Annotated in this window: 10 protein-coding genes; 1 reads left to right on the forward strand and 9 read right to left on the reverse strand. The window is 46.6% G+C overall.

The features are described from left to right. Positions 1–397: 397 nt before the first annotated feature. The 7 genes from QZ938_RS31745 to QZ938_RS31775 form a co-directional block, all read right to left on the reverse strand. On the reverse strand, positions 398–553 hold the full coding sequence (locus QZ938_RS31745) for a hypothetical protein (protein WP_293356217.1): 156 nt from the start codon (positions 551–553) through the stop codon (positions 398–400). A gap of 15 nt (positions 554–568) precedes the next feature. Continuing rightward, positions 569–1,654 carry an SGNH/GDSL hydrolase family protein gene (locus QZ938_RS31750; RefSeq protein WP_293356214.1) on the reverse strand — a complete coding sequence of 362 codons (1,086 nt, stop codon included), beginning with the start codon at positions 1,652–1,654 and terminating at the stop codon, positions 569–571. Between the two features lie 41 nt (positions 1,655–1,695). Beyond that, positions 1,696–2,331: a Tfp pilus assembly protein FimT/FimU gene (locus QZ938_RS31755; protein WP_293356211.1), complete on the reverse strand. Its 636-nt coding sequence runs from the start codon at positions 2,329–2,331 to the stop codon at positions 1,696–1,698. 57 nt (positions 2,332–2,388) lie between these two features. Further along, positions 2,389–3,513: a hormogonium polysaccharide secretion pseudopilin HpsC gene (gene hpsC, locus QZ938_RS31760; RefSeq protein WP_293356208.1), complete on the reverse strand. Its 1,125-nt coding sequence runs from the start codon at positions 3,511–3,513 to the stop codon at positions 2,389–2,391. A gap of 61 nt (positions 3,514–3,574) precedes the next feature. After that, positions 3,575–4,195, reverse strand: coding sequence for a prepilin-type N-terminal cleavage/methylation domain-containing protein (locus QZ938_RS31765; RefSeq protein ID WP_293356205.1), 621 nt, complete (start codon positions 4,193–4,195; stop codon positions 3,575–3,577). A gap of 47 nt (positions 4,196–4,242) precedes the next feature. Then, complete coding sequence (hpsA, locus tag QZ938_RS31770) at positions 4,243–9,546, reverse strand: hormogonium polysaccharide biosynthesis protein HpsA (RefSeq protein ID WP_293356202.1); 5,304 nt, start codon at positions 9,544–9,546, stop codon at positions 4,243–4,245. A gap of 581 nt (positions 9,547–10,127) precedes the next feature. Then, complete coding sequence (locus tag QZ938_RS31775) at positions 10,128–10,334, reverse strand: hypothetical protein (RefSeq protein ID WP_293356199.1); 207 nt, start codon at positions 10,332–10,334, stop codon at positions 10,128–10,130. 155 nt (positions 10,335–10,489) lie between these two features. Here QZ938_RS31775 and QZ938_RS31780 point away from each other — a divergent pair, with 155 nt between their 5' ends. Then, on the forward strand, positions 10,490–11,377 hold the full coding sequence (locus tag QZ938_RS31780; RefSeq protein ID WP_293356196.1) for a sulfotransferase: 888 nt from the start codon (positions 10,490–10,492) through the stop codon (positions 11,375–11,377). Between the two features lie 291 nt (positions 11,378–11,668). Here QZ938_RS31780 and QZ938_RS31785 read toward each other — a convergent pair whose 3' ends face one another. After that, positions 11,669–12,076 (reverse strand): hypothetical protein, encoded by a 408-nt coding sequence (locus QZ938_RS31785; RefSeq protein WP_293335478.1) that lies wholly within the window; start codon positions 12,074–12,076, stop codon positions 11,669–11,671. Then, on the reverse strand, positions 12,066–12,281 hold the full coding sequence (locus tag QZ938_RS31790; protein WP_293356193.1) for a hypothetical protein: 216 nt from the start codon (positions 12,279–12,281) through the stop codon (positions 12,066–12,068). Before QZ938_RS31790 ends, QZ938_RS31785 begins: the two co-directional genes overlap by 11 nt. Positions 12,282–12,468 lie beyond the last annotated feature (187 nt).

Below are 12,468 nucleotides of genomic sequence, written 5' to 3' on the forward strand. Positions count from 1 at the left end.
ATTTTAACCTACATCAGATTTAACTCACGTCCTCACGTCAATTTTTCAGAATGGACTACTGGGTGATGTTGAGTCACCGAGATAATTGAGTATTTCTACTCATTTTTGTCTCGGATGATTCACTTTCCCCCCCTCAATCCCCCTATGTGCCAGTTGGGGGTGCGGAATGTGGGTTAAAAACCTTTGTATCTCTCGTTGATCGTCGAGTCTCGATCCCCCTAAATCCCCCTTAAGAAGGGGGACTTTGACCAGGCTCCTGTCCCCCCCCTTCTTGCCGAGTCTCGATCCCCCTAAATCCCCCTTAAGAAGGGGGACTTTGAGAAACATCTTGTCCCCCCCTTCTTAAGGGGGGTTAGGGGGGATCGGGCCTATGGGATGAGAGTCGATCGCCCGAATGCTAAATTTGCGATCGTACTAAAGCTCGAAAGGCTTTCATGGCGACGTTTCTGCCGGCTGTTTTGCTTTGTTGGATATACTGGGGGATGAGATGGGCGATCGGGAAGCTGGGAAATTGCGGAGTGCGATCGCTCTTTACATATTTTCCATCTTGCAATACGCTCTGGACGCCCTACTTTTTGATTAAGTCATTACTCTCAAAGAATTTCGATAATTCCCCCGCAGCAATTCTATTTGCTACTTCATTGGGATGTTGGTCAGTTTTGTGTACCCAAAGTTTGGAATCCTGTTGGCCAATAAATCCATTCAATAAATCGACAAACGGAATTTTCAAAGAGGCACAATAGTCTTCTATTACTTTGTGAATATGTCTGAATGGATAGCTATCATTTAGTTTAAAGAGTACAGGGTATACTGTAACTATAAGCTGGAAGTTCTGTTTTTCAGATAGCGCTTTTCCTTTCCTGAGCGCAGTTTTGACAGATTCCCAACCGGGGCTACCTTCTAAATAACCATCTTGATAATGACGAATCATCTCCTGATATAGAATAGGTTTTTCAATGCTTCCGATTAAAGCGTTGATAAAAAACGAATTTTTTCTAACTTCAGCCAGTACCTTTGGTCTAGAGATAAAGTTAATTGTTCCTGTTCTGTCTGCATCGTTCAAAAATACTACGATTACTACTATGTCTGGTTTGAATTTTATTACATATTCCTCAACCAATTTGATTTGTTCTTTGGTGGATGTTCCTGACACACCAAAATTTAGAACCTGGGTGTTGGGATATTTGGATTGTATTTCGCGTTCAAAACTTACTGGTAAGGTATCGTTGTCTTTTACGCCCATCCCAAGGGTAAAGGAATCACCGAGGAACGCTATCCTGGTTGTACCATTAGCTTTCTCAAAGGCTCGATCTAACCCCCGAAATCCTTTGGCATTTATGGTTCCTGACACTTCATTCTTTTGGTTAAAATATCTGCGAGGATTGTCTGGGTAAGTATATAATAGCTTTCCATTGGGTTGATAAGCATATACTTGTCCTTGAACGCGATCCTCCTTCCATATAACTATCCTAGAATCTCCTATATTTAAGAGTCTACAAACTCCTTCTGCTAAGAGAAAAGATAGTAGTATGCTAATTACTAAAGTGTAGAACTCGTCGTTTTTAAGACGTTTCTTTGTGACAACGATAATTATCAATAAAAAAATTATAAATGTCGCTAAAGGAAGATCAATAATATAATTCGCAATTCTCATGTATTAGACATATCTTGATTAACGATGAAATTTATTGAAAACTAGGGCGTGCACTCAGGCCCTTCATCAGTTCTCATTCCTCCTATGATAGTTTCCACGATCGCACATTGCTTAGGGCCACTGCTACCAGCAGGAAAAACTGACACCACAAATCGTCCGTTGCGTATTGCAGGATTTCCGCTTGGGGGTAAGTTTTTTATATTTCCCTGATAGTCAAAAACGATCGAATTGACAGGAACACCAGAAGCAACAGGAACAGTTGCATTTGTTAAAACTGTAATAGTGCCGGGTTTGATTTCGCCTCCACCGTCGAAAGTCACTGTTTGTAGTGGGGGGGTTTGGGGTGGATCTGTGTTAATTGTAGCTGTTGGTGGCTGACCAGGAACAGGGAGATTAAATGTGACTACTATATCACGCTTGGTTCGCTTGGCTTCGCTTTGTGCAAGTCGCAATGATTGGAAAACGCGATCATTGACTGTGCGGACTCTTTGTCTGTTGATGAATCCCAGCCAGCCCGGAGCTGCGATCGAAGCTAATACACCTAACAGTATCACTACGATTAGCAATTCTAAAAGCGTGTATCCGTTATCGTCATTTCTGGATCTAGTCTTTGGGAAATTGGGGGTTGATTTGGCGTCAGAACTCTGCCAAAGTTTTAATAATATTGCGGTTTTCATTTTACTCTCCTGTTTTATCTGCTAGTCAGCGATTCGGAAATGTGTTTTAGACATTAGTTATTTTCCTCGCGCTCCCAAACCTTGTACTTGCACAGTTGCTGTTGGGAAAAATGCCGACTTGCTTTCAGCATAGTCGGCACCGTTGGGTTGAAGGCGGCGCAGGCTGTTTCCTCTAATAGTAACTCTGGCTAAATTTTTAGATGTATCAACACAAGCGTAGAAGCTGGTATTGTTAGGATTGTGTATTTTTAGTTGATCTTCTGGGATTGGTTGCTGTTGGGTTCCAACTTGAGTAGTGGGATTCCCGAGAGCAGTGGTACATTGAGTGGGTGGTGGCCCTGGGTTTGTATGATCCAGGTAATTAACTAATACGTCATTGCGCTCCCAAGCAACTCCTGGGTTCGTTACCCTCTCAGTTGGATTATTGATGTCAAAACCTGGGACAGCGGTAGTACCTATATTAAACGCATTACTGCGCTTTAGCCCGTCCTTACGATCATTTCCTAGCTGAGCATCAGTAAAGTAACGGGCTGCTGGATCTAGATTTGCAGATTGAGCAGGATTTTTCAGCCCGTCCTGAATTTGATATCGAACAATACGGGTTGGACACGTATTAGGATCTCCTGAAGGCTGACACCAAACGCCAGTATCACCTTTAACTTGGTAGTAGGCAACTAATGATAAAACATAGGTATCGTTGCACGCACCTGTACCAGTCAGTGGCGCAGGTGTTGATGGTATGGTTGTTTGAGCGCAACTACTTGGTGCATCACCCGCCGTTATAGGAAGAGAATTCTTGAGCTGCTGGCGCTTCCAAAATACCAGAATAGGGGTGTTATTTTGGTCGGGGGGGACGGGCAGGAAAGTCCGTATTGCAGGGATGCCTGTAGCGGTATTTGTGGTAGCAAGATTATTATCGTAAATATAAATAGCTTGACTCAAATCTTGGGCTATAAAATCAACCGCAGCTTGAATGTCTTGCTCGGTGTTTGACTTGACTTGTTCTCTCCTGTCGGTATTCAGCATATCGACTACAAAACCTAGCATCGGTGTAATGATGAGAAATGCCATAACCGTTCCGATGAGCAGTTCGATTAGAGTCATTCCCTTTTCTGTTTGAGTTTCGTGAAACTGTTTTCGCTGGTGCTGACTTTTGAGAAGCAGCCTGAGTAAAATTTTCATTTTGACTTCTTCCTTTGCCTATTGGTAGGGAAAATTTTTTATTAACAAGGATTTTGATTAGTTACTGACACGCCTTGGGTCCGATCGCACCAGTTTTAGGATCTCGGACACGCGAACATAACGATCCATAGGAACCTGGTACTGTAGAAGCAGGAATTTCTGTGTTCATTACCGTCACAGGGGCTTTGGGGTCGCCCAGTCCAGCTCCCACTATAGATTGACCTACTGCTGTTAAAACACCAGTAGCATCACCCCTGTAAACCCTCACGGTTAAAGCGTAGCCCGCTGCTTGTGCAACCTCAGCAGAAGTAGCAGAAGCAGCATTTGAGACTCGCACTCCCTGAACGCGAAAATCTGTGCTGCCCGTGCAACCGGGCTTCCCGTCAAACTCAACACAGTACAAATTGCTAACAGAGGAAGGAGCATTAGTATTGGTATCGGGAAAAAAGTTCACATCTGAGGGTTTAATCGCACCTGTTCTAAGAGCGTCAATGTAAGCTCTCGCCGCCTGCGTGGCCAGTTCCATCCGCCGCGCTTGTACGCGAGTCGCTACTGAGAAAGCCATCACCGGGGCGATCGCAATCATAAGCACCGAAACGACAATCATCGCTACCAATGACTCGATAATCGTGTAGCCACAATCTCGTGACTGGGATAAATTTTGCTGTAGTTGTCGTTTCATAATTAGGACTCCAGTAGTTGCGCGACAGAAAGTTAGGGGATTTAGAGCTATGCTGGGCAGTCAGTTGGGCGACTGGAAGTAGCGGGTGTCGTACCACCACTAACAGTGCCATCGTCGCGAATCCCGCACATCAAAGTTTTCACCCACTCGTCGTTTCGAGGCACTTCCCGGAAAAACTCGGCCGGTTGACTTCTTGAGGGAGGAGTAGTGAACTTTTGAGTGAATAAATCCGGTGGCTGAGGTAACAAGCCCACGTCATAACCCCAGTTCCGATTTGGCGGGGTGAAGTAAGGAAAAAGTCCTGCACCCGGAGTGTTATAGTTCGCGAAACTTCCTGGTGGGAGTAGGGAAGGAGCAGTGGACAGACCGAACACGCTTTTTATGTTATCGGCTGCGACTGAACCTGGTGGAGTTGCTGCGAGGATCGACTGATAGGGTGCTGTGCTAAACGCACTGCGGTTTAGCTGAATAAAAGAACCCTTGATATTAGTAGTAAATGAACCACCATTCCAGTTTTCCAAGAATCTGGGCAAGTTTTGTAAGCCGCCGTTTTGGTCGCCGACTGCGCCATTGATGTTTACAGAGGGAGTATCACCAGTTGCCATGAGCAGATTGAAAGTTGTATTTTCAGCTTGTGATATCCATCCTGTGACTCTCGAAGTTAGTCCACCGGCAGGATTGGTTGCTGTAGCTGACACATTTCGGATCTGTAAGAACGGCATTAATAGGGGCTGCGTTCCCTGTAGTAAAGGTAAGACTGGGGGTTCTGGTGTTGCTCCTGCTAGTAAAGGTAAGACTGGTAACGGTGTATTGCTTCCATCTAGGGCGCTACTAACGCCACCAACAGCGGGGGCATTTACTAAATAGAGAGCGGTAGTGTTGTTGAAAACTGGATCTGTCCCAGATATCCCGGCAAACCACAGAGAATTATCTCTGCCTGCAATAGGAGCGGGAGCATTAGTTCCCGGAGCAACAGGCGCAATATTTGTACCGTTAGCGATCGCTAAAGGCTGTGGATTTGCCGGGGTTAACAACTGGGTGGGATTACGGGGATCTTTTGCAAAAGCGACGCGACGGGGAAACCTTTGTAATGCCGGAAGCGGGGGATCGAATGTTGAACCAGCTTGAAAAGGACTCCCAGGAACAGTAGGTGGGACATAAGTCCCAATCCCATTAGGAGCAGCATCTAATGCCGTCCGTCCAGCTCCTGTTGGATCGACAAACCAGTCATTATCGCCACACTCAGAAACGGGCAGTTTTCTACAAACTTCCATCACATACTCTGGGAATGCTCCTCGCCGTTGAACGGGAGTCACAAAGTTGTTGAAGTAAGAACTTCTAAAGAGGTTATTGGTAGGGGCATTGACATAGGTAGAGTCTTTGAGCACTGTCGAATCTGTTACCGGGGTTGCTGGGGGTTTTAAATTGCCATTAGTTAAAAACGCTCCGCTGGAAAGTCCGTTAGTGACAAAGTTGTTGTTGAAAAAGCCTCTTTGTCTGCGACGCAGTACCGCCTCAGCCCCCGCATTATTTCGCAGGTCAAAATCTCCTTCGTTCCGGAAGCCAAAACGATATCTTGCTGATATGAGGGTGACCGAATCAGCCAGAACATTTGCCGGTCTCCAGAAGTCGCCTTGACAAGTTGGGAGTCTGGGGTCGCCAGCACGACAAGCAAAGTTGGGATTCAAGTCATTACTAGCGCGTTGGTAAAAGTTGCTCCAGTCCGTTGGATTGACAATAGTCCTAAATTCTTCAACCTCCTCAAAAGGTGCTGGTGGAGTACCAACAGGTGTGGTGTTTCTGCGACCGTGGGTGTTAAATTCGCCTTGGATGTAGACGGGCAAGTTCGATACTAAGGTCAGACCTTTTTCCTTCACTACATCTGTTACGCTAGTTACCCTTGCCGGAGGGTCATCGGGAGTAGTACCACCGCGAAACAGGTAGTTACCGTTAATCAAGAGAATGCCGTTTGGCTTGCGACTGGGGTCGAGGGTGGAGTCTGAGGGACTAACTCTTTTGCTTGTGGCTTCGTCCACCCCAGTAGCTGGAGTACCCGACGATCGATCGCTGCGATCGGGCAGTGCGTCGTCTCGACTTGCGTAGATAATCCCACTGTTGGGCAGCAACCACTCCGTCGTACTACCTTGGCGTCTGTTTTGGCGAAGGGTTCTGATATTTAGCTGAGTTGCACGAATTTCTAAGGGTTCCCGTTCTTCTAGCGGCTGGTTGTAATTGACTCTTAATGGAGGATTTGTAAGAGGACTGCTGAGCGTAAAGGCTTCGTTGTTCGGAGTAGCAGGGTTGTCACGCTCGATCGCCTTAATTTCTCTGCCATTCAAAAATGCTACTTCTTGAATTCCTCCGTGCGGAATCAGTGTGGGATCGGGAGCGAGCGTCCCGGCGAGAATGTCTAGCGCACAATATGTTGAGTCGATTGCAGCTTTTTGTGCTAATGTGCGAGCGTTTGAATCTACTAGCAGGGCTGTTCTCAATGGCCCGTTGGCAAACCGACCGTCGGGAAAGACTAAGCTAGCTTGTATTTCCAAAGCTCTGTCGGTACCGCCTGTCAGCACACCATCAGAGCCCACACGAGAAAGGCCGGGTGGGGTTCTTCCTCTGTCGGGGGTGTATGTAATGCCGTTATTGGAGCCGATGAATTGCTGCCGAGGAGATCCAAGTTCTGGTAGGCCGCTAGGTGCTCTGACACCCTGCCCGCTGACATCAGTGCTGACATCAGTGCCTATACGGCCACTGGTAATATTTCTGGCTGTCGAAGCATTACTGGGGTCATAGTAACTGCTAACACAGGCATAAAGTGTTTGATTTGGTTGAGCCGTACCACTAATGGCGTCTGGGTTGTAGCCGTTGAATTCGTAATGATAAACAGCCGTTGCTCGCATCCGCAAGTCGCCTTTGGCATACTGGCGAGCGCTGGCGGTTTCTTCGACAATACCTGGAAGTAGAGTGGTAGAGGCAATTGCTGGGGTAGTTTGGGCTGTTACTCCTGCCGTCCAATCTACCCAAGGAGGACCTGTTACATTGTTGTATACCTGAGAACCTGCTCCGAGTGGCGACATTGGCATAGTATCGGGCCAAACTACGGGGTACTGTTCAACAGTAGTAGTTGCCGGGTCGTCGTAAGTATTGGCGGCCGTGAGAGCGACACCTACAGATGGGGGTCCTGTTTCGCTGGTTGCTGTCCCGTCAGTAGCCCCATCGTTCCATCGGGGTGGGGGAAGGAAGGAGTTTGTGCGATCGTACACTCCACCACTTGTAATTACTCGCAAACCGCCAGTCCCATCAAGGGGATTTCTCGGCGTTTGAGCTGCAACTGCTTCCCAGAAACCGTCTCTAAAGGGAGGAGTTCCAGTACCGGGCAGTTCTCCGAAACCATTGCCCCGGTCTGTTCCTCCAACGTCAGCGAGCTTCGTGACCTGCGACTTGCGGGTGCGATCGGGTTCTCCACCTGTCCAGGGTGCACCAACCTTTTGTGGCACTGAAGCGCCAAGGAATTTGGAGGCGCCGTCCCACCGCAGGGCTGGTAAATTGTTGCCTACGGCTACCCTTTCACCCAAATTTAGTTCGCTTTCAGTAGATTTTATTTTTTCTGGGTTTCTTGACGCCAGTTGAGTCAGATCGAGGGTGAGTTCCGTCCGCCCGGCCCCGCTGGCAGTTCCTACATTCGGCGCACTCTCAGTTGTAGGAAAAACCCAAGCATCTATGGGTCTGAGGCTTTCCCCACTTCCTTGAATGTAAGTATTAAATGCTACCCCAGGAACTACTCCTCCGTTACTTCCGAGTGGTGCTTCACTAAAAGGCACTTTCCGTAACGTGTCTCTGAAATAAGATTCCAGTGCATTGCGACGACTCATGGGCTGTTGGGTGCTACCTGCTGGAGGCTTGACCAATCGCCGAACTGAGAGTGGATCATTTTCTAGATCGGGAGTATCTGGGTGTGCTAGGATTTGACCTTCTACTAGCGCATTTAACCGCCTAGAGTAAGCGTTGCCGTTGTAAATTACCTGAAGGCTGTTGTTGGTAGGAGCAGATTGATTTGTGGGATCAATAGTTATTATGGGTGCTGCATTTGGTTCGACGGTGCCTGTTTTTTCCTTAAAAAGATGTACTGTTACGGGTCTACTGTTCAGATTACCTGACCAACCATTGACTACGTTACCTGCAACCTGAATTCTGCTATTTTCTTGGTCGTAAAAACAAGAGCCTCTGCTGCTAACTTGAAATAAATTGAAATTTATATCATCAGTACCAGTACGCGTTACTAATAAATTGCTATTTGTCAAAATCCGCCCGTTTAAATTCAGGTTAGCACCCGGGGATATCTCTAAGTCATCTTCATAAACTACCGCGTTGTTGCTGAGGGGAATACGGCTTTGGTCTTGCTGATATTCCAGTGCCGATATGCTAGAAGTTCCCGTGAAGGCTTGATAATTGGCACCTAAAGCAGCAGCTTCTGTATCTTTAATTGGTACATTAACGGTATAAACAAAGAAACTTTTTCTTAGTTTACCGTCTAGCTTGTACCAGCCCGAGTCTCCCACCAAGGTAGCGACGTTATCGCCTGCACCCGCAGACGCACAAGCCGGGTCTAATGCTCCCAAAGCCATCGGTGGCGTTCTGGCATCCAGCGGCTTCCTTGACCTGGCAACTACTACTGCCTCGCCGTTTGGTTCTACCCGAAGGGGAGGATTGCGAAAAAATATTCCGTAGAGGGTAAAAGTATCAAATTTGCCATCGTTATTTGTATCGACGGGATATCTCCAAGCTGTATTTATGGCTTCACTTTCTTGTTGAGTTCCTGGTCCGGTTCTTTCAAGCGGCGGTTTTTTAGGATCGTTAGCAGCAGCAGTCAGGGTAGTACCGTTGACGACGGGATACTTAAGTATCAAACGCTCCTCATCAGCAAACTTATACAAATCGCTAACCACTGGTGTTGTAGTGTTTGCTGACATAATCCGGTACAATTCTGCATCGGAGGGAGTTGATGTCGGCCTTTGCGGATCTTCGTACAGCAAAAATTGAATTTTTGCTTTCGCCCGATCGAGCGCCGGAGTAGCGGCCGCCAGCACCTGCTGGTTCACCCGCACGTTGCGAGCCAAATTAGCCCGATCGAACGATCGCAGGACGATCGCCACAGTCAACAAAATCACTACCAGCAACACCATCGTCACCGTCGGCAGCACAAACCCCGCCACCGGCAACTTTGCCCTGCGGCCCATAGCCATAAGGGCTTGCAGCATTGCTCTCATCAGCCGCTTCGCCCCGGATCTGGTAACACCAGCAATCCGCCGCAGCAGAGATACGATAACTTTGGATAATTTGCTCTTAAACATTGACGCCTTCCTGAATAATTTCAGAGATGGTATTGCAGGTAGTTACTGCTGGACAGTACGATCCCATTTTTATAGTTCCCAATTTCCACAACATCCATATCAGCCCTTGCAAAAATTCACAAAATGTGTAATTTCACTGAAAAATAAAATCGACAAACCTGCAATGAGGTTTGCTGCCGATATATTTTCCCCGAAAGATTTGCCCCGCAAGGATTTGGGTTCGGGAACTCCACTCTAGTCTAGTTCGATCGAGATGTCAGTGCCCAGCGGCCTGGTCAGATAGAGGAGACAGCAAATACAGGACACCGCACCGTGCCCATAGGTGTCAACTTAAGCCTGAAAGCCTGGGTATCTCTTGCTTTTAGCTAAGTCTAGATCCCCCTAAATCCCCCTTAAGAAGGGGGACTTTGAAAAGACTCCTGTTCCCCCCTTCTTAAGGGGGGCTAGGGGGGATCTAGACTTAATAGTCAAACAACAGTCTCTGACTGGGCTTGACCTTAAGTTGACACTAATGGGTAATGCCCCTTCCGTACCCAGAACGGCTATAAAAGTGCGATCGAATTTTGCTTGTTGTGCGATCGTCACCCGTAGGGAAACGGCAGTCCCGTTTCTTCCTCTAACCCCATCGGGCGCGATCGCACTAACGCTGTACAGTACATAAATGTGCGATCGCCCGCAGGTACCGCCCCGTGTCCTCCTACCCCAGGGCGCGATCGAATGTCCGCGAAGTCCAAAAGTACGCGCGGCAAGGCGATCGCGAACAGCAATCGCCCGCCAACAGTTATCAAAGGGCGATCGTACCCATCAAAGGGAGGTAGGATTCGGTATTTGGAGTTATACCACTTTAATATCAGCTTAAACTAGAGTTGAAGTTTTCGCAGATTGCCACTAAAATTGAATAACGAAAAACCCACATCAATTATAACAACAACTAATTTTCAATATGGACTTTAAAATCAAACATGAAGAGGACTTGAAAAAAGTTCCAACAATCGAAGAAGCCCTTAAAACATTTTCGGTCAGGTGGCCGAACATTAAAAGTAATTGCGATTCCAGTCCTGTATTTATATTTTCTGCTGGTTGGAGGTCAGGGTCAACTCTTTTGCAAAGGTTAGTGATGTCATCGGGTTCTATCATCGTATGGGGTGAACCCTACGGTCGTGCAGGATTAATCGACCATTTATCTAGCCCGCTCAAATCAATTACTGATACCTATCCTGCTGCGGAATGGTTTATTGATGAAGTTTTAAGCGATAGTGCTCCACTGTCTAACTTAGCTGGCGAATGGATTGCCAACCTTTATCCCGACATAAATTACTTACTTGAATCTCATATTGCCTTCTTGGTAAATCATTTTGAAAAACCCGCCAAAGCAAGGGGAATTGTGCGATGGGGGCTAAAAGAAGTGAGGTTGACTATCGATCACGCTATTTACTTAAAATGGCTGTTTCCCAATGCCAAATTCCTATTTTTGTATAGAAATCCTTACAATGCCTATGCTTCTTTTCAGGGTTTTTACTGGTACAAAAAATGGCCAAATGAGCCTGTATACACACCAGAGCAGTTTGGATTGCACTGGAAAAATTTACTTCAAGGATACATTGCAGATAGTCATAAAGTAAATGGAATGCTAATAAAATATGAAGATTTATGCAATGAAAACTTTGATTTTACTGAGTTAGAAAATTATTTAGAACTCAAGCTAAATAAAACTACTATCGAAAAAGTCATATACAGTACAAAGCGTCAGGCACTGCCAGAAGAATTAAGATTATTAAATAGTGTGGTCAATCCTTTGGCGATAGAGCTTGGTTATGAGCTCGTGGAGTAAAAAATCGCATAAAATGGTCATTCGCCCAATCAGAGATTAGCTCAATTGTGCGATCGTACAAGGTATGTAGTTGCGCTTCAGCGCTCTTTCCAGATATTCGCCAAGAGCGCTAAAGCGCAACAACGTACCAAGAAAAATATATAGTTGCGCTCTTTGCGTTCTTTACAGATTTTAGCAAAGAGCGCTAAAGCGCAACAACGTACCAAGAAACGTATGTAGTTGCGCTTCAGCGCTCTTTCCAGATTTTAGGAAAGAGCGCTGAAGCGCAACAACGTACCAAGAGCACGAATATCAAGCAGCAGCCGTAGCATTTGCTTGCAGAGGCTCAATTTCCTCCGGCGCAGCGTGACGGCGCGAGTCATTAAAACTGCCCGCAGCCAGCCAATTAGGATTTTGGGCAGCCTCGCAACCAATGACGTAAAGCGAAGATTCGTTAAATGCAGCCCAGAGAGCATCGCAAGCCTGTTTATCCATCAGTGAATCTGCGATCGGGCGATCGTGAATCACAGCAAACAAATCAAACTCGTTGCGTTTTGGATTCCACTGGTATTGCAAACTAGGATCGTAACCCATTTCGATTAATTGTGCGATCGCGCGATCGGGCGTATATCCATCCAAGTGCACCCGATTCAGATAGATAGACACCTGAACGTACTCATCTTTCGGAGGTAGCAGTCGGTAATTCAAGTTAGTCATCATTATTTGTCTCCGTGCAGTAGTAATAAGAGCGGCCTGCAATATCTGGCCGTTTTTCAGCCTTCATTTGTTGCTGAGCACATCGTCGCTTAGCGTAAAGGTCTTTTTCAATTTCAGTCTCGCCCGGGGCATAAAAAGGACGGTGAGGAAGCAGTTCGGCTTCTAAATCTTCCCAAGATTTCTCAGGGTTGTCTGAATCTCTCAACATTTGTCTCCTCAGTTTTGGCGGCCGTGTTGACACGCTAGGGTTCAGACTCTGGCGAGGTTGGGGGCTTGCAATTAAATATAATCCCAGTTATCCTCGAAGAGTAGGAAACAAAAAATTTGACATGAGCGGTTGTGACTTCTGTAATTGGGATGCTAAAAATGATCTTGAGTGAGCCAGTTAAATTAAC

It is taken from the genome of Microcoleus sp. CAWBG27 (assembly GCF_020883145.1).
Classification (GTDB): Bacteria; Cyanobacteriota; Cyanobacteriia; order Cyanobacteriales; family Microcoleaceae; genus Microcoleus.

Excerpts from the sequence above, each read along its gene's own strand:
- QZ938_RS31750 (WP_293356214.1), bottom strand. The coding sequence starts at position 1,654 with ATGAGAATTGCGAATTATATTATTGATCTTCCTTTAGCGACATTTATA.
- hpsA (WP_293356202.1), bottom strand. The coding sequence starts at position 9,546 with ATGTTTAAGAGCAAATTATCCAAAGTTATCGTATCTCTGCTGCGGCGG.
- QZ938_RS31785 (WP_293335478.1), bottom strand. The coding sequence starts at position 12,076 with ATGATGACTAACTTGAATTACCGACTGCTACCTCCGAAAGATGAGTAC.
- QZ938_RS31780 (WP_293356196.1), top strand. The coding sequence starts at position 10,490 with ATGGACTTTAAAATCAAACATGAAGAGGACTTGAAAAAAGTTCCAACA.
- hpsC (WP_293356208.1), bottom strand. The coding sequence starts at position 3,513 with ATGAAAATTTTACTCAGGCTGCTTCTCAAAAGTCAGCACCAGCGAAAA.
- QZ938_RS31765 (WP_293356205.1), bottom strand. The coding sequence starts at position 4,195 with ATGAAACGACAACTACAGCAAAATTTATCCCAGTCACGAGATTGTGGC.
- QZ938_RS31790 (WP_293356193.1), bottom strand. The coding sequence starts at position 12,281 with ATGTTGAGAGATTCAGACAACCCTGAGAAATCTTGGGAAGATTTAGAA.
- QZ938_RS31755 (WP_293356211.1), bottom strand. The coding sequence starts at position 2,331 with ATGAAAACCGCAATATTATTAAAACTTTGGCAGAGTTCTGACGCCAAA.